Origin of the sequence: Alcanivorax sp. DG881 (assembly GCF_000155615.1) — a bacterium.
Taxonomy (GTDB): domain Bacteria; phylum Pseudomonadota; class Gammaproteobacteria; order Pseudomonadales; family Alcanivoracaceae; genus Alcanivorax.
Window position 1 is genome coordinate 3,632,921 of sequence record NZ_DS989915.1, and the last position, 23,986, is coordinate 3,656,906.

Below are 23,986 nucleotides of genomic sequence, written 5' to 3' on the forward strand. Positions count from 1 at the left end.
CTACGAAGCCGCTGTAGGCGTTCCTCTTGAGGGATGAATCCGAGCTAGGGCCGGTCAGGCATCCGGGTTCGACAGGTCAGCAAAAAGGGGAACCCGGTGCCTCTGTTGCCTCGCTGCGCACGGTTCGTCCCCTGGAAGGGAACTCCTACCCATTCTTCGCAGGCGGGGCGGTTGCCGTGTGGCGTCCGTCCCCCCGCTCTCAACCAGCGTTGCTGCTTGTTGCTTTGTTACTTGCCGAGAATGGCGTCAGCCGCTTTTTCGGCAATCATCACGGTCGGGGCATTGGTGTTACCGCCAATCAGTGTCGGCATGATGGAAGCATCTACCACGCGCAGGCCTTCCAGGCCGTGTACGCGCAGTTCCGCGTCCACCACTGCCATGTCATCACTGCCCATTTTGCAGGTGCCCACGGGGTGATAGATGTTGTCGCACTTCTGGCGCAAGAACTCGCGGATCTCTTCATCACTCTGCGTGTCCTTGCCCGGGAAGAGCTCTTCGCCGCGCCAGTCATTCAGCGCCTGTTGGGCCATGATCTTGCGCAGGGCCTTAACGCCGCGAACCATGCCTTCCATGTCGTCCGGGTGCTCCAGGAAGCGCGGATCGATCAGCGCTGGTGAGCGCGGGTTGGCATCACGCAGGGTGATGTTGCCACGGCTTTTCGGGCGCAGGATGCAGACATGGCCGGAATAGCCGTAGCCCATGCTGAACAGGGTGTTGAGGCCGTGATTGTCCAGCTTGGCCGCGGTCAGGTGCAGCTGCAGGTCCGGGATTGTCTCTTCCGGGCGGGATTTAATGAACCCGCCGGCTTCCGCCACGTTGGAGGTAAGCTGCCCATTACGGCGGTAGAAGAAATTGAAGATGCCTTTCAGGCCAGTGGTGAGCAGCGCGCCGGGGGCCAGGCTCAGGGTGTCCTTGCGCAGACTCTTGTGCACCACCAGAGCATCCGGGTGATCCTGCAGGTTTTCGCCGACACCGGGTAGCTCATGAACCAGCGGGATGTTGTGCTCGGCCAGCTCGGCAGCCGGGCCCACCCCGGACAATTTCAGTACCTGGGGAGAGTTGATCGCACCGCCGGACAGGATGACTTCGTTGTCTGCTTTCAGGGTACGAATCTGCCCGTTGTGTTCCACTTCCACACCAATGGCGCGCTTGCCTTCGAACAGGATGCGGTTTACCAGTGCACTGGTGAGCACGGTCAGGTTGGGGCGATCCATGACCGGGTGCAGGTAGGCCTTGGACACGCCGCAGCGCTCCCCATCCTTCTGGTTGACCTTATACATGCCCACGCCTTCCTGGACATCATTGTTGAAGTCGTCGGTGGCGGGGTGGCCGGCTTCCACGCCGGCCTTGATAAAGGCACTGCTCACCGGGTGGGTGAAACGCAGGTCGGCGATGTTCAACTTGCCGCCGGTGCCATGGAAGGGGCCTTCACCGCCTTCATAATGCTCAGAGCGTTTGAAAACAGGGAGCACGTCGTCAAAGCCCCAGCCCTTGTTACCCAGGGCCGCCCAGTGGTCGTAGTCCGATTGGTGGCCCCGGGTGTAGCACATGGCATTAACGGCGGAGGAGCCGCCCAGGGTCTTCCCGCGGGGAATATAAAGCTGACGGTTGTTGAGGGCCTTCTGCGGTACGGTGTAGTAACGCCAGTTCCGCGCGTTGGAGCGCATCATCAAAATGATGCCTGCCGGTATGCGAATGAACAGGCTGTTATCGGCGGGGCCGGCTTCGAGCAGGCATACGCGATTATTCGGATTTTCGGAAAGGCGGTTGGCGAGTACGCAGCCGGCAGAACCGGCGCCGACAATGATGTAATCAAACTGCATGGTGTCTGCCTTCGGCTAATGGCACAGTAAACAGAGCATTCTAGGAATTTGGCCCATGAAAACGAGGTTTGTTTGTGACCGGCAAGTCCAATGTATACCACGCTGGGTGGCGCTGTCTTTGGCCCTAATGCCTGTTCTGGCGGTTTCGGGCGCGCCGCAGGGCTGGAGGGAAGTGGAGTTCGCGGGGCATACGGAGTACCGGCAAGTGAACGGTTGCTGGCAAGCTCTTGCGAAAGGAACGGCCTCGGGCCTGGTGAGGGAGCAGGAGGTGGATCTCAACCAGACACCCTGGCTGATCTGGCAGTGGCAGGGTGAAGTCATCCCGCCCTGGCCTGACACGCTGGAGAAAACCAAGGCGGGGGATGACTTTCAGGCTCGCGTGTACGTGGTGAAAAAAGGCTGGTTGCCCTGGCAGACGCGCGCCATCAACTATGTCTGGTCCCGTGACGCTGAGCCTGGCGCCCATTGGCCCAACCCGTTTGCCAGCCAGGCAGAGATGGTCGTGGTGCAGGGGCCGGGTGGTGCTGGCCCCTGGCACCGGTTCTCGCGCAATGTGCAGGCTGATTTCAAGCGCTTTCATGGCATGGAGGTGGATGTGGTGGATGCCGTGGCGATCATGACGGATGGCGATAATACCGGCACGCGGGTAATGAGCTGTTACCGTTTGCCGGTGTTTCGTGCTGCTGCACAGGATGAACGAGAGTGAAGAAACGGATAAGCGAGGGATAAGGGAGGATAAAGAAAGTTGCGGCCATCACCGCGAGCTGTTTATTATTTATTCAATCCGGTGTTTGTGATTAGCCTGTCGAGGCAGATTAATCAGAGATAACCGGGTAAAGGCGCTGCCATCGTGTTCATACACAGCCACAGGCAATTCACTTTCCTCCGCCGGTCCGTGCCGGACGGTGCCCCTGCCTCTCCCTGTCCCTTGCTGCCGCCCCTTGTGTCGCAGAATCGTCATTACTTTACGTTTATATCTGACACAGCCGTGCCTGATCACATTGCTGAGGTTGCCCATGAGTGAACGGATTCTGCGTCTGGATAAAGCCGGTACACCGGTCGAGTGGCTCGACTGGCAAATGGCCGCCACCCTGTATGCGCGCGGCTTGGTGACCTGGACGCTGGGGGATGTGATCTTCCAGCTGCACGGCGGCACCAGTCGCCTTACGGGTACCCGCTCCTGCCTGTCGCTGCATTCGATCATCGCCTGCGATGGCGTGACCCATAATCACAAGCGCCCAGCACCGCCTTTGACCAACCGGGCGTTGTTCCGTCGCGACCAGCATCTGTGCCTTTATTGTGGCAAACCGTTTCCTGAAAACGTGCTCACCCGTGATCATATCGTGCCCACTTCGCGGGGGGGCAGGGACCGCTGGCTGAATGTGGTATCAGCCTGTCGGCGTTGTAACCAGCGCAAGGGCAGTCATCGGCTTGACGAAATCGAAATGGAATTACTGGCATTGCCCTATGTGCCGAATATGGCGGAATACCTGGCATTGATTAACAGCCACCGTATTCGCGGCGATCAAATGGAGTTTCTGCGCAGTCAGTTTGGTAAAGAAAGCCGGTTGTTATAAAACAAAATGTAAAAAATGCAGAGGCCGCTGCGTTTTTATTTATCCCGCCACTGTTCCACTTACCATATTTCACTTTGTCTTGATGGCAATTCAGTTACACTGAAATCGCGTTCGCATTTTATTGCCCAGGGGATAATCCATTCGCCACGTTATTTTCTCTTTCTGCTGCTTGATTGCTGTTGCCGCCAGCGCGGTAGAGAGCGGGACTGATTCCAAAACGGCGGCTTTTTATTACGGCCCGGATATTCCATGGCCTTCATTGGCCGCGTATGACTTTCCTGTGGTGGAGCCGGACCAGGCCGACAGCGTGCCGCAGGCGTATCGGGACGATGACTTCTATGCCTACGTGAGCCTGGGTGAGGTGCTGGCCCAACGGCATTATTTTGCCGGGCTGGACAAGGCCTGGTTGCTGGGAGAGAACCCGGACTGGGGCTCGTTCATTCTTGATCAATCTTCTCCGGCGCTACGCCGTTATTTTATCGATGCGGTGATCGAGCCGCTCTGGGCCCAAGGCTACCGTGGCTTTTTCCTCGATACCCTGGACAGTTACCAGCTGGTTGCCAAAGACGAGGCCGAGCGTGAACGCCAGCGGCAGGGGCTGGCAGCGCTGATTAATGCCATCGCCGAGCGCCATCCCCAGGCGGGTTTTATTTTTAACCGTGGTTTCGAACTGATGCCGCTGGTGCAGGCCCGGGTGGATGCGGTGGCGGCCGAGTCCCTCTACCAGCGGTGGTTGCCGGACAAGGATCAGTTTACTGCTGTCCCGGAGGAAGACAGGGCCTGGCTGCTGGGCCAGTTTGAACAGGTCCGTGAGCGTTATGGCGTCAGCACTATCGCCATTGATTATGCGCCTCCTGCGTCCCGTGACCAGGCGCGCAAGATCGCCAGCGACATTGCCCAACACAACGTCATCCCCTGGGTCACTAACCCGGCGCTGGACATGATGGGCGTGGGGGAGCTGGAAATCCTGCCCCGCCAGGTGCTGCTGGTGTACGGCGGCAGCTCGGAGCGCACCTGGGAGTTGACCGATGCGGTGCGCTACGGGCTGATGCCCCTGCAGTTTCAGGGCTTGGTGCCGGATATTCGTGCGGTGGATGCGCCCATGCCGGCGGGCACACTGGCCGGCCGCTACGCGGGCATTGTTATCTGGCTGGAAGATTCGGAAGTCGCCAGTGATGGCTTTGAAGACTGGCTGGCGCAACAGAAAGAGGCCGGTGTGCCCATCCTTATGCTGGGGTATCCTGCCATTGACCCGCAGGGCCCCCATGCTCGGGACTTCGGTTTTGAGTCGCGCAACACACCGGCAAGTCCGCCACAGATTGTCTCTCAGCACCCGGACATGGGCTTTGAGATTCCGTTGCCGAAACTGCTGGAGCTGTCTGCGCCGGTGGACAACGACAACGCCACTCCCTGGTTAAAATTACGCAGCGAGAACCAGACGTTTACCCCCGCAGCGACAACCCCCTGGGGCGGTTACGCCTTCCAGCCCTTTCTGATTCGTTCCATTTTGCCCGGCGTGCAAGGCGACGGCATGGATCGCTGGGTGTTGAACCCGCTCAGTTTTACCCGCGAAGCCCTGCAATTGCCCGACATGCCTATTCCGGACGTGACCACCGAAAACGGGCGGCGACTGTTGTTTGCGCACATGGACGGCGATGGTTTCCCCAGCCTGGCAGAAGTGGAAGGGTACCGCGGGCGGGCGGATGCCCTGGTGCTGCTGGATGAAATTCTCGAGAAATTTGATATTCCCACCACCATCTCCGTGATTGAAGGGGAAGTGTCCAGCGATGGGCTGTACCCCAAAATGGCCCCCGAACTGCAGCGTATTGCCCGTGCCGTGTTTGCCCTGCCCCATGTGGAAGCGGCAACGCACACTTACTCGCATCCCTTTTTCTGGTACGACGCCCAGGCAAACCCCGGGGAGCTGTACGGGCCGGAAGGGCAGCTGCGGCTACCGCTGCCGGACTACCGCATGGACCCGGTGCGCGAAGTGGTGGGCTCGGCCAATTATATCGAGCGCGAGCTGTTACCTCCCGGCAAGAAGACCCGCATGGTGCTGTGGAGCGGTGACACCATTCCCACACCGGAAGCGCTGAAAGCGGCCCGTGAAGGTGGGCTGTTGAACATGAACGGCAGCGACACGACCATTACCAACAGCGCGCCCACCTGGACACTGGTGAAGGGCATTGGTATCCCGAAAGGGGATGAGTATCAGGTCTACGCGCCCAACCAGAACGAAAATATTTATACCAATAACTGGACCGGGCCTTTCTACGGCTTTGAGCGGGTTATTGAAACCTTCAAACTGACCGAAACGCCTCATCGCTTCAAGCCGGTGGATATTTACTACCACACCTATATTGCCAGCAAGAATGCGTCACTGGAGTCCCTGCGGCGGGTGTACCAATGGGCCAGCGATCAGCCGTATTTTCCGCTGTTCGCATCGGACTACAGCCGCAAAGTGCTGGATTTCAACGACATGGTGATCGGCCGCCGGGGCGATCAATGGTGGATTCAGGGCAACGGCCAGCTACGTACGTTACGATTGCCGGACGGGCTGGCGCTTCCCGCCTTGGCACAAAGCAGTGGTGTGGCCGGCTACCGCGAGGACAAGCCCGGACGTTATGTGCATTTGAGCGGTGAGCAGGCACATTGGCGAGGCCAGGCATCCAGCGAGAACGGCAGCCGGGTGCCGTATTTGCAGCAGGCGAATGGCCGGCTGACGACTTTTTCCCGCGACGGGCGAAACCTGCGCTTCTCTCTGGAAGCCATGACGTCGCTGGCGTTTTCCCTGGGCAATGCCCGGGGCTGCACGTTGTCTCATCAGGGAAAAACACTGAAACCTGCCGGCAGGGAAGGCCGGCTCTACCACTACAGGAGTGCGGCGCGTGAGCTCAATGAGCTACGGCTACAATGTCCGCACTGAACGGCTGCGGGTTCTTGGTCTACCGGAATTATTTGCCTTTCTGATTCTTATCGGGGTGGTGTGCTGGATGGTGTTCCCGCGGGACCTGTCTTCGTCCCTGCGTAGTGCGCGGCTGGACGCGGTGACGTTCAGCTATATGCAAGCCTGGCTGAAAGCCAAGCCGGATGACCACGAATTGCGCCTGTTGATGGCCCGGGAATTGATTCTGCAAGGTGATTTCGTGGCGGCGGATGAGCAGCTGCAAGTCGTGACCGCGGACAGTAATGGGCGCTATGACACCCAGATTGCCTGGCTGGAACTGCGCCGGGATTTTACCCGTTTGATGGCCATAGACGCCGACAACCGTCGTGGCACCATGCTTGAGCATGAAACCCTGACCCGTTTGCGCGCGATTGACTGGGCGGCCCTGAACAGTGAAAAACGCATTCGTTTCGCCGAGATGGCCCTGGCCATGGGCAGCGTGGACCTGGCGGTGCAGGCCTACCGCCGGTTGGCTGACAGCGCGGCCAACCCCAGCCAGTGGTACGTCAAGGCGGCGAAAGTACTGCTTGCCCACGGGCGCTATTCCGAGTCTGCGGATGCCTACATTGCAGCCATGGATGCGCGTGGCAATTACACGGTGCGTAAACGCTATTTCCTCGCCGCACTCAGCGCACTGCAGTCGGGTAGCCTGCATGACAAGGCGCTGCGCCTGGCTCAGGCGCGGGAGCGTGCTTTTTATAACGACAAGGCGGTGTTGTATCGCTTGATGACCCTAGCCCAGGCCGGCGGCAACATGCCCCTGGCCGAGCACTATGCGGTGTTGTTACTGGGTCTGCCGTCCGAGGAGGGCAGCCGATGACCCGCCGCCCGCTGATACGACGATGGCTCCATGCGGCCATTTTCCCCTTGGCGCTGTCTACCGTACCGCTTGCCCATGCGGACACGCCGGCGCCTTATGTGGAGCGCTACTACGACCGCAGCTACCAGGTGTTCGTGGGGTCGGGGAACCTGGTTCGGGCCCGGCAGGTGGCTGAGAATGCGCTTTACTGGCGCCCGGATGATGAACGCTGGTGGCGCCGGCTGGCGGAGATATCCCGTTGGCAGGGGGATCCGGAAACCTCACTGAAAGCCTGGCGGCAGGTGGCCTTGCGCAGTAATGATCCGGAGGCCTGGAAGCAGGTGCTGGTGTTGGCACCGCTGACTTACAGCAACCGCCTCGCGCTGCGGGCCAACAAGGCGCTGTTAAGCGCCTCTCCCTACGATGCCGACATCATTGCCACCATCAGTCAGCAGTATGAGCTGCTGGGGCAACCGGATGAGGGCCTGCGTTTCTTCGCAGACTGGCGTCGGCGTTACCCCAGTAAAGCGGCATTACGGGAAATGCAGCGGCTCGCCTTGAATCAGGGTGAGGATGTCTTGGCTGCGCGCTATTCACGGGAATATATGGACCGCTTTGGCCCGGAAGAGGCCATGGCTGCCCAGGCGGCAGACTTGTTCTGGCTTAATGGTCAGCGCGAAAAAGCCCTGCAGGACCTGGACCGTGACGCCAGTGATTTAGCCTATTCGCCGGCACTGTCCCGGCGTATTGCGGTGATGGCCGGAGAGTTGGGCGAGTGGGATCTGGCGCTGGATCGTTACCAGCAATTGGTGGATAACGACGACGACCAGATTACCGATTTGTACCATTACATCACGCTGGCCCGTTATTACCGCCCGGATCGTGTGGCATCACTGATGGATCGGGCCTGGCAGAAGAACCGCAATCCGCAATTTGCCCTGGGGGCGCTCTATCAGCTGAACGATCGCCGTGATGATGAGGCCATTGATGCTTTCCTGTCAGGGTTGAGTGAAGAGCAGTGGCAAACACTGATACAGACTCCGGAATTTCTGCGCTTCTATGCCAATCTGCAATTGCGTCGCGGGGACCCGCAAGCCGCGCAGCGCTGGTTGCAGAAAGCACTGGCCCTGAATCCGGCTGACCGGGAAACCCGGGTCAGCTGGATGTGGCTGCTGATTGCCACCGGCCAGGACCGGGAGCTTCGCCAGGCCCTGGTCACCTGGGAAGGCGCGGCCCGAAGTGATCGGCGCTACTGGGAGGTGCTGTCGGCGTCACACATGGCATTGGGCAATGCGGAACAGGCCCTGCGCTATGAAACCGAATTACTGAAAACCGCACGCCAGAACTGGGAGCGCCAGTGGTATTACGCCCAGGCGTTGATTGCCACCGGTCGAAACGGGCAGGCCTGGCCGGTGCTGCGGCACCTCAAGGAACAATTGCCCTTGACGGTCGAGCCGCAAAAGCAGGCCATTTACCGGGATATGCAATTGACGCTGAGTCTGTTGTTTGACGATGGCGATACCTCGCTGAAGCTGGCTCGGGCGCAAACGCAAGGCATGGACAGTGATCCGGTGGCCCGGGCCGAGTGGTTGGCGCAATGGGCGATCGGGCAGTCAGAGCCCTTGCTGGCCCAGAGTTGGTATTTGCGTAAACAGCAGGCGCAAGGGGCGCTCAAAGCCGGCTCGGCACTGGCTTTTGCACTGGTGCAGGATGATCTGGACGCGGTGGCGCAGATCCGTGAGCAGTATCAGGGCCAGCTTACCCTGTCCGAGCAGCTGGAAGCCCAGGTGCGGCTGGATGAACCGCGCCGTGCTGCCAGTACCTTTATGGCCATTCAGGCCGGGTCGCCGGAACTGGCCGGCAGCAATAACCTGCAGGAAAGCCTGCTATTGCCCACGGCCCGCTCGTCACAGTTTCATATTGAACAGCGCCGTTTGGGGGCGCTGGATATTCAGGATCTGCAGTTTGTGCAGTACCAGCCGCTCAGTGATTTCACCCAGCTGTCTGTGGAAGCCCGCCAGCGCAATTTCAGCAGCAATGATGATGAACTGCTGCAAATCAGTGATGACGAGCAGCGGCTGTCGATGGCGCTGGCTTACCAGCGCGAACGGTTCCGCAGCCGCCTGGAGCTGGGCCAGCGCAACCTGTTGGGCAACAGCGAAACCATGGCGGACCTGGAGCTGGGCGCCAACTGGACCCGGTACTGGTCCGGTAGCCTGAATTACCAATGGCGCATGCCCGCAGATGAGTCGTCCCTGCTGATTCTCGGTGCGTCGCGCACGGGTAGCCAGTGGTTGCTGAACTGGACGCCATCCTCTACCTGGCAAAGCAGTGTGGATTGGGCCAACTATGACTATCAGGATCTCAATGATAGTGATCTGGGCAGTGGCAGCATTATCAATGCCCAGAGTACCTGGCGCCCCTGGTTGTCGCGCTTCTCTCCCGGGGTACGGGTGAGGCATACCCGGGCTGACTTTACCGCCGGTGAAGACAGCATGGCAGAAGTGCGTGCCTTGCTGCCGCCGGGTGCCCAGACGTTACCGCTGCCGCAGGACTATCACGAGTCGGAAGTGGTGCTCCTGCTGGGCCAGCCGGATGTGCATATTCGTCCGCACCGTTTGCAGGGCTGGGCAGAAATAGGTTACAGCCATAACAGTCTTTCGGGAGCGGGTTTTACCGGCCGCTTCGGTGTGGAAGGGCCGCTGATCGGCCGGGATGAATGGAAGCTGTATGCAGAACAACAGCTCAATAGTGGGGGCAGTGGTGAAGACAGCTACCGCTTCGGGCTGCAATATAGAGTTTATTACTAGGAGTGAATCCAATGAGACTGAGCATTCCGCTACTGGGAACCTTGCTGTTAGCCACCGTGCTGGCCGGGTGTACCCATGTTCGCAGCAGCCAGGATGTGGAACTGTCCGGCGAGGGCAACTGGCTGGTTCTGCCGATGGTTAACCGTACCGCGACGCCCCAGGCGGGCTTACGGGCGGCGTCCATTGTCGAATCCGTGCTGTACCGCCATGGCGTGAATAACGTAACCCGCTACCCGGAAAGCGATAATGAAGGGGTGTTGTTTGAAGGCACCTCGGCGGCCAACCGCAAGAAAATGAATCAGTGGGTTGCCTCGCAATCGGCCCAGTATGTGGTGAGCGGGGTAGTGCACGAATGGCGCTATAAAACCGGCGTTGATGGTGAACCTGCGGTGGGGGTGATGATCGAAATTCGTGAGTTGCCGGCAGGCCGTATCGTCTACAGCGGTACCGGCTCACGGGCCGGCTGGGCACGCCAGTCGCTCAGTGAAACCGGGCAGAAGGTCATCGATAAATTGCTCGCCCCGGTGGTGCAGTAATGCTTGAGCGCATCAGCAACGGCAAACTGGCGGGGCTGTTCATGCCCGAGCCAAGAGTGCTGTGGTCGCTGTGCGAAGCAGTGATTCTGATGGCGCTGGCGGTTGCCATGGGGTTGTGGCTGCGTGAGGAGGATCCGCTGACACTTATCGGGACCTTCCGTTGGGTGTTGCTGGTACCGATATTGCTGGCGCTGCGTTATGGCAGTTTGCTTGGGGTATTCGGCATGCTGTGCCTGGTGGCCAGCTGGTTTGTGCTGACTGCCCTGGGCTTCTATCCAGGGATGGAGTTTCCGGAATCCACCATGCTTGGTGGTTTCGTGATTACCCTTATCTGCGGTGAGTTTGCGGATATGTGGCGCGTCAAGCTGATGCGCGCAGACAGTGCCGCCAGCTATGCACTGGAGCGCTTGCAGAACCTGACCCAGCGGTATGTGCTGTTGCGCCTCTCCCACGACCGGTTGGAAGAAAACCTGCTGATTAAGCCGTATACCGTGCGCGATGCGCTGGTGCGGTTACGTGATCTGACCCTGGATGAAAGTGACAAGGTGCGCCTTCCGGCGGCGGATGACCTGATCCACATGTTGGCAGAATATTGCCAGCTGCAACGTGCCGCGCTTTACCGGGTGGTGGATGGCGAAATCGATGATGAGCCCGCTTCCCAACTGGGTGAAATGCGTCCACTGGAGCGCAACAACGCCTTGCTCCAGCATGCACTGGAAAACCAGCTGCTTGCCCATGTGCAGCAGCATGACCACGACAGTAATTATCATGGCCAGTATCTGGTTGTGGCCCCTATTATCAACAGCGGTGGTGCCTTGATCGGGGTGATGGTGATTGAGCGTTTGCCGTTCCTGTCCATCAATTATGAAAACCTGCAGCTGTTGTCTGTGCTGCTTAACTTCTATGCCGATATCGTGCATGCCGGCGATGAAGTCGATGACATGCTGGATCGCTGGCCCACCATGCCGTTCCGGATTGCCAGTGAGTTGGCCGCGCTGGTGCGCCTGCGCGAGGGTGGCCGGGTGGATACCTCCCTCACCTTGTTTGTCGCTGACGAGAGCGAGCAGGCTGGATTGATTCTTGATGACCTGGCCCGCGGCCTGCGCAGCCTGGATCTTGCCTGGTGGGTAAATGACAGCGTCTTGATGATCATGATGCCGATGACCGGGGAATCCAGTCTGGAAGGCTTTGTGTTACGTACCGAGAAATGGCTGGCCGATGAGTATGCCTTTATGAGCCTGCGTCAGGCCGGGGTGCAGTTCTATTACCGTCACCTGGATCAGCGTGAGGCAATGGAGCAGGTGGCCGAGCTACTGGAGGCGGCGGGTGTCTAGTCTCAAGCTGCTTATCTATGCGATCAGTGCGGAGATCGCTTCCCTGCTGTTGCTGTTGAGCAGACAGGCAGACCTGTCCCTGTTCGTGCTGTACCTTTTCTCTCACGGTTTGGCATCGGCATTGCTGTCAGTTGTGGCCTGGGGACTGTTGCCGGCACGTTTCAGAACGCCAAAGATTCTTTCCTGGGTGCTGATTTTTTCCTTTGCGTTTTTTATTCCGGCGGTGGGGCTGGTCACCATCCTGGGTGGGGTGGCATTGGGTATCTGGCTGCCGGCGCTGTTTCGGGACAAACCCTTCGGATTGGTGGCGCAGCCTTATTTTTCCCCGGTACAGGTCAACAGCGCGGCCGGTTTTCGGCAAATCGATCTGAAAAGCCTGCTGACCACATCAAGGGCGCCCAATGCCCTGCGGGTGCAGGGCATGTTGGTGCTCAAGGACATGCCCGCCAAGGTAACCGGCAATTTGTTACGCCATACCCTGGGGGATTCCTTTGAAGATTTGCGGCTACTGGCCTACGGGATTCTTGATCAGAAAGAAAAGGAAATTACCCGGGATATCGAGCGCGCCCTGCACCTGTTGGAGCGGGCCAAGGAGTCACGCCGCTACCGTTTGGCCCGTCGCCTGTCCGAGCTGTATTGGGAGCTGAATTATCAGGACCTGGTGCGCGGGGATATCCGTACCCTGACGTTGGAACGGGCAGCATTCTATGCCGACATGGGCTTGATGGAAGCGCCGGAAGACGCCGGCTTGTGGTTGCTGCGCGGGCGTATTCAGTTAAGCCAGGGGGAAATCGGTGAAGCACACCAGTCCATGACCTTCGCCCGTCGCCTGGGATTGTCCGCAGCGAAAGTGAACCCCTGGCTGGCCGAGATCGCGCTGCAACGTCGGCAAATACCGCTGGTGCGGCTGCTGATGCGTGAAATTACCGATGACAGCCAATTCACCCAACTCAATAAATCCGTTGAATTCTGGAGGGCCCATGAGCCTGCCACGGGCGGATAGCGCCGATATCTGTTTATTACTGGAAGGCACTTTCCCCTATGTGAGTGGCGGCGTGTCCAGTTGGGTAAATCAGATTATTCGTGGTTTTCCCGAATATACCTTTGCCTGCTGTTTTGTGGGCAGTCGCCCGGAAGACTACGGCGACATGAAATATGAGCTGCCGGATAACGTGGTGCATTTGGAAGTGCACTACCTGCACAATTTTCAGCGGGGGGCGCAAAAGCGTTCCCTCAAGGGCAATCGTAAGGCCTATGCCGATCTGCGGCGTTTCCATGAAATGGTGAAAGATGGCATTCATTCCCGGGAGCGTAGCGAGCTGTTCAGTCGCATTGTCACGCACCTGGGGGAAGGCGAGGATTATTCCGAGGAATCTTTCCTGCACAGCCGGGCCAGCTGGGATTACATTGCTGAATCGTACCGCGAGTTCAGCCGTGACCCGTCCTTTGTGGATTATTTCTGGACCATCCGCATCATGCATTCGCCCATCTGGGTGCTTAACGATATTGCCGACAACTTGTTGCCGGCAAAGATGTACCACACCATTTCTACCGGTTATGCGGGCTTTCTTGGTGCCATGCTCAAACGCCGCACCGGCAAGCCGTTGCTGCTGTCCGAGCATGGTATTTATACCAAGGAGCGCAAGATCGACCTGTTCCAGAGCGAATGGATCAGCGATAACCGCGGCCTGGTAGAAAAGAACAATGCGGAGATGGCCTATTTTCGCGAAAAATGGGTGAATTTTTTCACCGAGCTGGGGCGCGAGTGCTACCAGGCATCGGACCGCATTGTGGCGCTTTATGAGCGCAACCGTGAGCGGCAAATGGAAGATGGCGCGCCGCCAGAGCGCACCCTGAATATCCCCAATGGCATTGATCTGCCCCGCATGCAGAAAGTGCGTGCCGCCCGGGGTGACAACATTCCCCCGGTGGCTTGCCTGATTGGTCGTGTGGTGCCCATCAAGGATGTGAAAACCTTCCTGCGCGCCATGCGTACTCTGGTCAATGTATTGCCAGATGCCGAAGGCTGGATTGCCGGCCCGGAAGATGAGGACAAGGAATACGCCAAGGAGTGTCACGGTCTGGTAACCAGCCTGGGGCTGGAAAAGAATGTGAAGTTTCTGGGTTTCCAGAAAATTGATGAGCTGTTACCGAAAGTGGGCGTGATCGTGCTCAGCTCCATCAGTGAGGCGTTACCGCTGGTGTTGCTGGAAGGCTTTGCCGCCGGGGTGCCAGCGGTTTCCACGGATGTGGGTTCCTGCCGTCAGCTGATTGAAGGCCTGGGTGAAGCCGACCGTGCCTATGGAAAAGCGGGCGAAGTGGTGGGCATTGCCGATCCGGAAGCGCTGGGCAATGCGGTGGCCGCGCTATTGAAAGACAAGGACGCCTGGCACCAGGCGCAGCAGGCAGGCATTCGCCGGGTGGAGAACCTTTACACCCAGGAAATGATGTTTGGCGCCTACCGTGACCTGTACCAGTCGCTGGTGGAGGACACGGACGCAGCCAGCCCGCAAGAAAGCAACAATCGTCGCCGGGAGGGACGCCACTAATGGCCGGCATTGGTTTTGAACTGCGTCGATTGCTGCGCAAGGACACCCTGCTTGGCCTGATACGGGCCTATGCCTATGCCGGTGTAATCAGCTCCGGCCCCTGGGTGTTGTCGATCATCGGTATTCTGATTATCGGTATCTTCAGTTTGGGTATGGTGGTGCCGGATGCCTCGGTGACACAGTTTCAGGTCACGGTGACCTACCTTATCGCCATCAGTCTGATCCTGACCGGCATTGTGCAGCTGGCCTTTACCCGCTTCTGCGCGGATCGCTCGTTTGAAAACCGTGAAGACCTGATTCTGCCCAATTTTGGTGGCGTTACGGTGTTGGTGACGGTTATCTCCGGCGTGCTGGCGTTGCCGGCGGCCATGTTCCTGTTTCCCGGGCAGAGCGTGCTGTTCCGGGTGTTGCTGATCGCCTGTTTTGTGGTGCTGAGCAATATCTGGATTGCCACGGTCTTTCTGTCAGGTATGAAGCAGTACAAGGCCATTCTGTTGCTCTATGCCCTGGGCTACACCATTACGGTGGTGGGTGCCCTGATGCTGCGGTTTCTGGACCTGGATGGCCTGCTGCTGGGGTTTCTGCTGGGGCAGGTGACCCTGCTGGCGGGGATGCTGGTACTGATTGTGCGAGGCTACCCGGCGGAGAGCATCGTCTCGTTCGACATGTTCGGCAAAAAATACCTGTACCCCAGCCTGATGTTGGTGGGCTTTTTCTATAATGCCGGGGTGTGGGCGGACAAGGCCATGTTCTGGTTTTACGACGGCACCGGTAGCGATGTGATCGGGCCGCTGCGGGCCTCGTTGATCTATGACATTCCGGTATTCCTGTCCTATCTGTCACTGATCCCGGGCATGGCCGTGTTTCTGGTGCGTATGGAAACGGACTTCGTGGAGTATTATTCCAACTTTTATGACGCGGTCCGTGAAGGTGGATCGTTGTCCTATATCGAAGACATGCGCAACCAGATGGTGTTCGTCATTCGCCAGGGCATCTTTCAGATTCTCAAGATTCAGGCGATCTCGGCGCTGGTGATCATGGTGGCCGGCGCGCAGATCTTTAACGCTTTGGGCATTTCGGAGCTGTACTTGCCGCTGCTCAAGGTGCAGCTAATCGCCACCGCGTTGCAGGTGGTCTTCCTGGCCATCATCAACGTGTTCTGTTATCTGGATCAGCGCCGCATGCTGGTGTTGCTGACCGGGTTATTCTTTGTGCTCAACGTGATCTTTACCGGCATAAGCCTGTACCTGGGGCCCCAGTTCTTTGGCTTCGGTTTCCTGCTGGCGTTGGCCGTGTGTGTGCTGCTTGGCCTGTGGCTGGTGAGTCGCAAAATGGCAGAACTGGAATATTCCACCTTTATGCTTAATTGACAGCCTGCCAGGCCCCGGTTTTTGGGGGCGAATCTCAAGATGTACGCCTGCAGCGGGTTTATGGAAAGCGTCAAGCATGCTGCGTGAGGCGTGTTGCGGCCGCAGAGCGGCAAAAAAAAACGGCGCCAAAAGGCGCCGTGAATAGTTTGGCTCGGGAGAGCTATCACGGAGTAAAACTCCGGAGCCGGTGAATGGGACTCACCGACACCCGGAAGTATGTGGACAACTGTTCTCACAAGCATTCGCTTTGTAGACTTTTTGTTTAGCCTTCTAGGTCAATATTTGCACTGTCGTTCAGTTTTTGCCCGCCATCAGGCATCAGATTGCATTGCCGCAGGCGCTCCTGCCAGAGCGAGACATGGTGCTTGAGCGCCCGGTTTAACTGGCTTTGCAGGCCTGTATTGGAAAAATAATGGTCCTGCCACTGTGCAAAAGCAGGGGGTGTGGGGGCCAGCAATGCTTCTATCTTCGCCAGCGCGTTGGCCAGTTGCTTGCGCTGGCGCTGTGCGTCTGCCAGGGCCTGTTGCACCTGGCTGCCCCAGATATTGTCCAGCACATTGCGCAGTTTTCGGGCTCGAGGCGTGGGTCGCCCTTTGGGGCAGAGCGCTACCGGGTCAATGTTTTCGAGCAGGGTGTTGCCTCGTTCCAGCTCTCGCAGCGCCAGCGCCAGCCGCCGCAGCAGTTGCCCGCCGGCCTGGCTGTGCGCGATTTGCTGCAAGCGGGCTTCCAGCCCGAACAATTGCTCCGGGCTTGGCAGGGTCTCGCCCTGAAATGGAGACTGGGCCAGTTGCTCCAGGCTTAACAGCGCTGCCTGGCTGTCGCCGGCCATGGCAGAGGGCGACTGGCTGAAAAACTGACGAAATTCCGCGCTGGCCACCAGCGCATTCCAGTACAGGGCGGGTAGCGCCGCCTGCTTCTCGGTGACCACCTGTTCAAGCAGGGTGATCAGTGCCTGATTGTCCAGTTTGTCACTGGCCAGGCACTGGCGGGCACGGCGAATAAAGGTCACTTCATGTTTGAATCGCAAGGAGTCGGCCTGCAGCTTGCCGAGCACGCTATTGCGTTCGCTGATCAGCGACATCAAGTTGCAGTGGCGCAGTTCCAGATAATCGAGCATGTCGACCCGGTGCTCGGGGATCGGTTGGTGCAGTTCCCGGTTGCCGGGGTAGGGCACTATCGGCAGGGGTGCCCGTTCGGGAACGGCCTGTTGTGAAAGCCGCGCCAGGCGTGAGAGATAATCCTCCCAGCGGGCCTCGCTGCCGTTGCCGGGCATTAGCCACCACAAGGTGAATGCCACCAGAAAAACCGCCGCAATGATCAGGAAACCCGTTTTTATCCTTGCTGCCAAATCCATCCCCTGGATGCCGTTACTTACTGCTGTGCGCCGCCTGCTTAGCCACTTGTACCGTATTTTGTTTCCGAATGTGCGGCCTTGTTTCTGCGCGATTTCTTGATGTGATAGTTGCGACTATCGTCGAACGGAAGTCCCATGTCTGTGGTATGTTTCCCACGTTAACCATTTTGCCAGGGAAGGGTGTTATGCCAAGTCGGGGTTTGTCTGTTTTTCGTCTCTTGATGTTGTGGGCTGTGCTGCTGATTGCGGCCTGTGATGATAAGAGTGACACCACCGGAAAGGGGGAAAGTAACGGCGCTGTTGCAGAGCAGGGTGAGACCGACCCAGCCGTCTCCCCTCTGGATGACCGCTGGCAAACCCATCTGGCAGCCCTGCCGGCCGGTACCATCAGTGCCCGGGCGCCACTGGTTGTGCGCTTTAATCACCCGGTGGTGACTCCTGATCAACTCGACAAACCTCAATCCGGGGTCGCGCGGCTATTGCCGGAGCGGGCTGTCACGGCGGTGTTTACCGCCGAAGACCGGCTGGAAATTCGCCCCGCCGAGCCGTTACCCGGCGGGGAGTCGTTGACCCTGGTGCTGTACGCCCAGGGGCTGGGCAATGTGGATGACGCCTTGAGTCCCGCTGAGTTCTCCCTGCAGGTGCTGCGTCAGCAGCTGAGCCTGACGGTGGAGTCCCTGTTGCCCACGGACGATGGCGGCGAAATGGTACTGCGCGGCAGTCTGGAGACTCGCGATCTGGCGGACCAGGCTCACGTAGAGGCGGTACTGGATGCCCGCCAGAACGACAAGACTCTGGCCATTAACTGGCAGCATGACAGCGCCGGCCTGCGCCATGATTTTTCGGTGACCGGGATTGTGCGCGAACAGCAGGCCAGTGATGTATCACTGCGCTGGGATGCGGCGCCCCTTGGCGTGAACAACGAGGGCAACCGTCATTACACGGTGCCGGCACTGAAAAACTTCGCGGTAACCAATGTGCGGGCGGTCAGTTACCCCAAACCCCACGTCCAGGTGAATTTTTCCGAAGCCCTGAAAGCGACCCAGAACCTGAAAGGGCTGGTCACGTTGAATGGCAAGGCGCCCCGCGTGGAAGTGGATGGCAGTACCCTGCGTATTTATCCGCAGGATGAGCTGGAAGACGATGTGAAGCTGGTGATCGACGGCAGTCTGCGCTCCGCCAGCCAGGGTCGTCTGACGGACAAACTGGAAAAAACCGTCACCCTGATGACCAATAAGCCCGGTGTGCGCTTTGTGGGTGATGGTACCATCCTGCCCGACGGCAAACAGCTCAGCGTGCCGTTTGAAGCGGTGGGGGTGCGCTCGGTGAAAGTCCAGGCGTTCCGGGTTTTCGATGACAACATCGGCCGCTATCTGCAGGGCAGCGAGCTGAATGAAGCCGACATGGACTCTCGCAGCGGTCGCTACCTGTGGCAGAAAACGTTGACCCTGCCGGGCAATGGCGATGGCTGGCAACGTTATCAGCTGGATCTCACCGAGCTCATGGCCAAACACCCCAACGGCCTGGTGCACCTGACGCTGGCGATTGATGGTGACGACATCAGCTACAGCTGCCCGGATGGTGCCCTCAAGAAAAAAACCACTTTGCCGGACAGCTATGAAGGCCCCGGGCAGGATGAGGACCGCTCTGACCTCTACGAGAACTACTATGCCGACGCGGGCTACCTGAGCTGGTACGAGAAGGATAATCCCTGTTCCGACAGCTACTACCAATACAACGATCTGGCCAGCAGCACCCGCGCCTTTCTGGCCTCCAATCTGGGCCTGATCGCCAAACGCGGCCAGAACGATACCCTGCTGGTGGTGGCCACCGAGCTGGACAGTAACACCCCCGCCGAAGACGTGGTGCTCAAGGCCTACAACTACCAATTGCAACAAGTGGGCATGGGGCTCACCGATGCCGAGGGCATGGCCAGCCTGACACTGGATGGTTCCGCCTATTATCTGGAAGCGGTCAAGGACCGGGACAACGGTTACCTGAAACTGGCTCGCAACCGGGCCCTGCCCACCAACCAGTTCAACACCGGTGGCCAGCAAGTACGCGATGGTCTGAAAGGGTTCTTCTACGGCGAGCGGGATGTGTGGCGCCCCGGTGATGACATTCACCTGACCTTTATTCTGGAAGACCAGGACAACACGATTCCCGCTGGCCACCCACTGACGCTGGACTGGTTTGATCCCCGTGGTAACAAGGTGAAAAGCTATACGCTGGACAAGCCGGTGGGCGATTTTTATGCCTTTACACTACAGACAGATGAGGACGCGCCCACCGGGAACTGGCGCGCGGTGGCTCGGTTGGGGCAACGCTATTTCGATACCCCGATCCGGGTGGAAGCGATCAAACCCAATCGGCTGAAAATCGAGCTGGATCTGCCGGAGACGCTCTACACTAACGAAGCCACCGACATCGGGCTATTCACCCAATGGCTTAACGGCGCCACCGCCGCCAATTTGAACGCCGACATGAAAGTGCGGGTGAGTGCGCGCACCACCCGTTTCAGTGGTTACGACGCTTATCACTTCGACGACCCCACCCGAAAGCTCAGCAGCGAACCCTTCACTGCCTTCGATGGCAATGTGGATGCGAAGGGCAACGCCACCGTGCCGCTCACCGTGAATGTGGAGCAGACCCCGGGCATGTTGCGCGCCACCCTGACCACGCGCGTGTTTGAAAACAGTGGCGATTACAGCACCCAGATTCGCAGCGTGCCGGTGTACCCGTTCAAGCATTGGGTCGGCATGCGTGTTCCCGAAGGCAGTGGCTGGGGCGGGGCACTGTCCCGTGAGGGCCTGCACGCCATCGACCTGATTAGCCTGGACAGCGACGGCAAGCCCGACGCCAGCCGGCCTTTGGATATCAGCGTCTATCAGATTGATTGGCGATGGTGGTGGGACCGGGCCGGTGACGACCTGAGTAACTACATTAGTGACCCCAACACCAAACGCGTAGCCGATGCACAGATCACCACCGACGCAGAAGGCCGCGCCCAGTGGAACCTGAACGGCGAAGACTACGATTGGGGTCGCCATCTGATCCGCATTTGTGACCGGCAAAGCGATCACTGCACCGCACAAACCGTGTACCTGGGCTGGAGCTGGGAGCAAGCCAGTGGCAGCCAGGATGCAGCCACACGGCTGTCCCTGTCAGCGGATCAGGACCGTTACGCCGTTGGCGACACGGCCCATATTCAATTGCCCGCTGTGGCCAAGGGCCGCCTGCTGGTGAGTCTGGAAACCGGTTCACGGGTACTGGATCACTACTGGCTGCCCGCCAACGGTGAAGCGCAAACCCTGGATATCCCCATCACCGCCAACATGGCGCCCAACGTGTACGTTCACGTGGCGCTGCTGCAGCCGCACAGCGGCCGCAACAACGACCGGCCCATCCGACTTTATGGGTTGGTGCCGCTATTGGTGGATGACCCGAATACCCGTCTTGCCCCGCAAGTGAGCGCCCCCGACAAGGTGAAACCGGAAGACACCTTTACCGTGAAGGTCAGTGAAAAGCAGGGCAAGCCGATGACCTACACCCTGGCGCTGGTGGATGAGGGCCTGCTTGGCCTGACCAACTACCAGACCCCGAACCCTCACGACAGTTTCTACCGTCGCGAAGCCCTTGGCGTGCTGACCTGGGATCTGTTCGACATGGTGGTGGGGGCCTACGGGGCAGAGCTGGATCAGCTGCTGGCACTGGGCGGCTCCGACGGGGCTGACGATGGCCGGGAAAAGCAGCGTCGCCGCTTCCCGCCGGTGGTGAAGTTCCTGGGCCCGTTCACGCTGGATGCCAATGAAACCGCCAATCACGAGATTACCTTGCCGCCGTACATGGGCCAGGTGCGGGCCATGGTGGTGGCCGGTGACAACGGCGCCTACGGCAAGGCCGAACAGGACATTACCGTCACCCAGCCGCTGACGGTGCTGAGCACCTTGCCACGGGTGCTGGGGCCGGGCGAAAGCGTGTCGCTGCCGGTTACCGTGTTTGTCACCGACGACAGCCTGAAAACAGTCACCCTGACCGTGGACGCCGATGAAGACCTGTTCGAGGTGGAGCAGGGCAAAGCCACACTGACCTTCACCGGCCCGTCCGATCAGATTGCCATGCTGAAAATCACCGCCAAACAGCAGGTGGGCACTGGCGACATCACCGTCACCGCAAAAGGCGGCAAACACCGTGCCTCGGAAACCGTGCACCTGCCGGTGCGCGCGGCTAACCCGCCCACCACCCGCGATACCCGCAAGGTGCTGGCGCCCGGTGAAATCTGGGCGCTGGAATCGCAGCCCCATGGCATGGCCGGGACCAATAGCAGCACCGTGGTGGTCAGTGCTTTGCCCGCCATGGGTCTGGAGCGCCGGTTGGACTACCTGCTGCGCTACCCGCATGGCTGCATCGAGCAGACCACCTCATCGGTGTTGCCGCAGCTATACCTGAATCAGCTACTGCAACTGGACGAGCAGCAAAAGCAGGAGGTTCAGGACAACGTTACCGCGGGCATCGAGCGCCTCAAGCGCTTCCAGCTGGCCGATGGCGGTTTCAGCTACTGGCCCGGCCTGGCCAATGCCAGCGACTGGGGCACCAGCTATGCCGGCCACTTCCTGCTGGAAGCCAAACGGCTTGGCTACGCGGTGCCGGCCACCATGCTGGATAACTGGACGGCCTATCAGGTTCGCCGCAGCCAGAGCCAGGGCGATCGCCCCTGGCAGTGGAGCGCGGAAGCCTATCGCCAGTACACCCTGGCCCTGGCGGGCAAACCGCAGGTCGGCGCCATGAACCGGCTGCGCGAGCGGCTGCAAATGGCCAAGCCGGATTACTCACGCAGTGCAAGTTATCACAGTGGCCGCTGGTTGCTGGCAGCGGCCTACCTGCAAATGGGCCTTAGCGATGTGGCGGCGGAACTCACCGCCAACGCTGCTGCCGATCTGGAATACGATGGCGCCAGTTACACCTATGGTTCCTTGCTGCGCGATCAGGCTATCCGCCTCACCGTGGCCGATGCCCGTGGCGATACCGCCGAGGCCTGGCCTCTGGCGCAGGACATCGCCAGCCAGCTTTCTGCCGATCACTGGTACAGCACCCAGACCACGGCCTGGTCGCTGATGGCCATGGCCCGTTATGCGGGTAGCCAGAGCGATGAGCAGGGCTATCAATTTGCGATGCGTGAAGGCAAGCAGGGCTGGCAGGACATCGCGGCCACCTCACCGGTTTACCGCCAGGCACTGACCGATAGCGAAACCGCCCGGGCCTTTAGTGTCCGCAACGACAGCGAACGCAAACTGTTTGTCACCCTGAGCAACACCGGCACGCCGTTGCCGGGGAACGAACAGGCCAGCAGTGACGGGCTCAGCCTGACCACCCGCTTCCTGGCAGAGGGCAAACCGGTGAACCCGGCCAGCTTGCCCCAGGGGCAGGATTTTGTTGTCGAAGTCACCGTGACCAACACCGGGAACAGCAGCCTGGAGAACCTGGCGCTCACCCAGATCCTGCCGTCTGGCTGGCAAATTACCAGCAGCCGGCTGGATGGTAGCGCCGACGATCAGGAGCGCGTCACGTACCAGGATCTGCGCGACGATCGTGTCATGCATTACTTCGACCTGAAGCCCGGCAGCAAGCACAGTCTCACCGTGCGCGTGGCCCTCAACGCGTCCTTTGCCGGGCGTTTCTACCTGCCCGCCTGGAACGTGGAAGCCATGTACGACGGCACCCGCCAGGCCCGCAGTAAAGGGCAATGGATTGAGGTGAAACGCGATTAGACCCAAATGCTCAATGTCGGCTTACGCCTTCAGGCTAAGCCGACCTACGGGGAGTGCCCACGCGATATTTTGGTGCTCGGCGTGTAGGTCGTGTTAGGCGTAGCCGTAACCCGACACCCTGCCTCGTTGCTTGCAGCACATGCCCAATGTCGGATTACGTCTTGCAGGCTAAGCCGACGCAGGGGTTATTCGTTACCAATGTCGTCCGGAAGCAGCGGATTGCCGCCCCAATCAGCCGGATACAGGCCACGGGCCACGTCGCGGTGGAAGCTGCTGTAGGGCCAAGCGGCGGGTTGGTGGACGTAACCATGCTTTACTGGGTTGAAGTAAATGTAGTCGGTGTGATTATACAGATCGCTTTCATCTCGAAGGGTGTGTTCCCAGAAGCGGTTTTGCCAGATCGGGGTGTCTATTTGGCGATTTTTTGTGACCATTCCTTTGAGTAAACGCCAACGGGTTGAGAAATCATGATCTTCTTCCGGCAAGGTCCAAATGCAGTGGAGATGGTCCGGAAGGATGACGATGGCGTCGATGCGCAAAGGGTGACGTTTTTGTACGGTTTTGAAAGCGTGGCGAAGTGCGTTAATCGTCGGTTCATTGGTCAGAATCGGTTTGCGTTGATGTGTGACCAAGGTGAAAAAATAGCAGCCGCCGGAGAGATAATTGCGCCGGTAGTGCATGGGGCCTCATTGTTTGTTTTGGAATATCAGATTACGACCCAATACGCGAGAAAACGAGAGGACATTCGCGCAACCCATTGTCGGCGTTATGCCCACCGTGCAGCCCTCCGTGTAGGTCGAATTAGGCCGAAGGCCGTAATCCGACAGCCCAGGGTACGGCCACATCTAACCCTTGTGTCGGATTACGCCTTTAGGCTAATTCGACCTACATGCAGGAGCTCGGTCGTAGGTCGTGTTAGGCGCAGCCGTAACCCGACAATGGGACTTGTTCCGGGCTCTCACCGACAATGAACCTGCGCTACGTCTTCCTGATCCCGCTAATCACCGCCGTGCCGATCGTCGCCGCACTGCAGTTCTGGCCGCTGCCGGATCGGCTCACGAACACCCCTTACGCCACCTTGATGCTGGACCGGCATGACCGCCTGCTTGGTGCCCGCAT

At 59.1% G+C, this 23,986-nt stretch carries 14 protein-coding genes; 10 read left to right on the top strand and 4 right to left on the bottom strand.

The window, feature by feature from the left end:
• Positions 1-227: 227 nt before the first annotated feature.
• Positions 228-1,823, bottom strand: coding sequence for a GMC family oxidoreductase (locus ADG881_RS16465; RefSeq protein WP_007151117.1), 1,596 nt, complete (start codon positions 1,821-1,823; stop codon positions 228-230).
• Positions 1,824-1,950: 127 nt separating this feature from the next.
• Here ADG881_RS16465 and ADG881_RS16470 point away from each other — a divergent pair, with 127 nt between their 5' ends.
• The 3 genes from ADG881_RS16470 (at position 1,951) to ADG881_RS16480 (ending at position 6,326) form a co-directional block, all read left to right on the top strand.
• Positions 1,951-2,529, top strand: coding sequence for a DUF3047 domain-containing protein (locus ADG881_RS16470; protein ID WP_007150016.1), 579 nt, complete (start codon positions 1,951-1,953; stop codon positions 2,527-2,529).
• 310 nt (positions 2,530-2,839) lie between these two features.
• Positions 2,840-3,400, top strand: coding sequence for an HNH endonuclease (locus tag ADG881_RS16475; protein ID WP_007150416.1), 561 nt, complete (start codon positions 2,840-2,842; stop codon positions 3,398-3,400).
• A gap of 259 nt (positions 3,401-3,659) precedes the next feature.
• Positions 3,660-6,326, top strand: coding sequence for a bifunctional glycoside hydrolase 114/ polysaccharide deacetylase family protein (locus tag ADG881_RS16480; protein ID WP_232211743.1), 2,667 nt, complete (start codon positions 3,660-3,662; stop codon positions 6,324-6,326).
• Positions 6,327-6,354: 28 nt separating this feature from the next.
• Here the strand turns inward: ADG881_RS16480 and ADG881_RS17900 are convergent, their stop codons facing one another.
• Positions 6,355-7,002: a carboxyltransferase domain-containing protein gene (locus ADG881_RS17900; protein ID WP_156790500.1), complete on the bottom strand. Its 648-nt coding sequence runs from the start codon at positions 7,000-7,002 to the stop codon at positions 6,355-6,357.
• A gap of 161 nt (positions 7,003-7,163) precedes the next feature.
• Between ADG881_RS17900 and ADG881_RS16490 the strand changes: the two genes are divergently transcribed.
• The 6 genes from ADG881_RS16490 to pelG are packed head-to-tail and all read left to right on the top strand — an operon-like array spanning position 7,164 to position 15,745.
• Entirely contained in the window at positions 7,164-9,956 is a 2,793-nt protein-coding gene (locus ADG881_RS16490; RefSeq protein ID WP_007150448.1) for a tetratricopeptide repeat protein, read from the top strand.
• Between the two features lie 11 nt (positions 9,957-9,967).
• Complete coding sequence (locus tag ADG881_RS16495) at positions 9,968-10,492, top strand: hypothetical protein (protein ID WP_007150665.1); 525 nt, start codon at positions 9,968-9,970, stop codon at positions 10,490-10,492.
• Entirely contained in the window at positions 10,492-11,826 is a 1,335-nt protein-coding gene (locus ADG881_RS16500; protein ID WP_007148428.1) for a PelD GGDEF domain-containing protein, read from the top strand. The genes ADG881_RS16495 and ADG881_RS16500 overlap by 1 nt, the downstream gene beginning before the upstream one ends.
• A complete protein-coding gene (locus ADG881_RS16505) occupies positions 11,819-12,829 on the top strand; it encodes a hypothetical protein (protein WP_007149159.1) in 1,011 nt (336 codons plus the stop codon). Before ADG881_RS16500 ends, ADG881_RS16505 begins: the two co-directional genes overlap by 8 nt.
• Positions 12,807-14,375 (top strand): GT4 family glycosyltransferase PelF, encoded by a 1,569-nt coding sequence (pelF, locus tag ADG881_RS16510; protein WP_007151043.1) that lies wholly within the window; start codon positions 12,807-12,809, stop codon positions 14,373-14,375. The genes ADG881_RS16505 and pelF overlap by 23 nt, the downstream gene beginning before the upstream one ends.
• Complete coding sequence (gene pelG / locus ADG881_RS16515) at positions 14,375-15,745, top strand: exopolysaccharide Pel transporter PelG (RefSeq protein WP_007150866.1); 1,371 nt, start codon at positions 14,375-14,377, stop codon at positions 15,743-15,745. Before pelF ends, pelG begins: the two co-directional genes overlap by 1 nt.
• A gap of 262 nt (positions 15,746-16,007) precedes the next feature.
• Here the strand turns inward: pelG and ADG881_RS17290 are convergent, their stop codons facing one another.
• Complete coding sequence (locus tag ADG881_RS17290; protein WP_198005021.1) at positions 16,008-17,093, bottom strand: DUF3080 family protein; 1,086 nt, start codon at positions 17,091-17,093, stop codon at positions 16,008-16,010.
• Positions 17,094-17,284: 191 nt separating this feature from the next.
• On the opposite strand from ADG881_RS17290, the gene ADG881_RS16525 reads away from it, so the two are divergent.
• Positions 17,285-22,867 (top strand): alpha-2-macroglobulin, encoded by a 5,583-nt coding sequence (locus tag ADG881_RS16525; protein ID WP_039927000.1) that lies wholly within the window; start codon positions 17,285-17,287, stop codon positions 22,865-22,867.
• Between the two features lie 185 nt (positions 22,868-23,052).
• On the opposite strand, the gene ADG881_RS16530 is transcribed toward ADG881_RS16525, so the two are convergent.
• Complete coding sequence (locus tag ADG881_RS16530) at positions 23,053-23,547, bottom strand: transposase (RefSeq protein WP_007150187.1); 495 nt, start codon at positions 23,545-23,547, stop codon at positions 23,053-23,055.
• Positions 23,548-23,986: the final 439 nt, after the last annotated feature.

Bases quoted from the DNA above. Each gene is read 5' to 3' on its own strand.
- pelG (WP_007150866.1), top strand. From the start codon at position 14,375: ATGGCCGGCATTGGTTTTGAACTGCGTCGATTGCTGCGCAAGGACACC.
- ADG881_RS16530 (WP_007150187.1), bottom strand. From the start codon at position 23,547: ATGCACTACCGGCGCAATTATCTCTCCGGCGGCTGCTATTTTTTCACC.
- ADG881_RS16495 (WP_007150665.1), top strand. From the start codon at position 9,968: ATGAGACTGAGCATTCCGCTACTGGGAACCTTGCTGTTAGCCACCGTG.
- pelF (WP_007151043.1), top strand. From the start codon at position 12,807: ATGAGCCTGCCACGGGCGGATAGCGCCGATATCTGTTTATTACTGGAA.
- ADG881_RS16470 (WP_007150016.1), top strand. From the start codon at position 1,951: ATGCCTGTTCTGGCGGTTTCGGGCGCGCCGCAGGGCTGGAGGGAAGTG.
- ADG881_RS16500 (WP_007148428.1), top strand. From the start codon at position 10,492: ATGCTTGAGCGCATCAGCAACGGCAAACTGGCGGGGCTGTTCATGCCC.
- ADG881_RS17900 (WP_156790500.1), bottom strand. From the start codon at position 7,002: ATGCAGGCTACCCGACTGCAGTGCGCTGAGTGCGGCGAGGAAATAGCG.
- ADG881_RS16525 (WP_039927000.1), top strand. From the start codon at position 17,285: ATGCCAAGTCGGGGTTTGTCTGTTTTTCGTCTCTTGATGTTGTGGGCT.
- ADG881_RS16490 (WP_007150448.1), top strand. From the start codon at position 7,164: ATGACCCGCCGCCCGCTGATACGACGATGGCTCCATGCGGCCATTTTC.
- ADG881_RS16475 (WP_007150416.1), top strand. From the start codon at position 2,840: ATGAGTGAACGGATTCTGCGTCTGGATAAAGCCGGTACACCGGTCGAG.
- ADG881_RS16465 (WP_007151117.1), bottom strand. From the start codon at position 1,823: ATGCAGTTTGATTACATCATTGTCGGCGCCGGTTCTGCCGGCTGCGTA.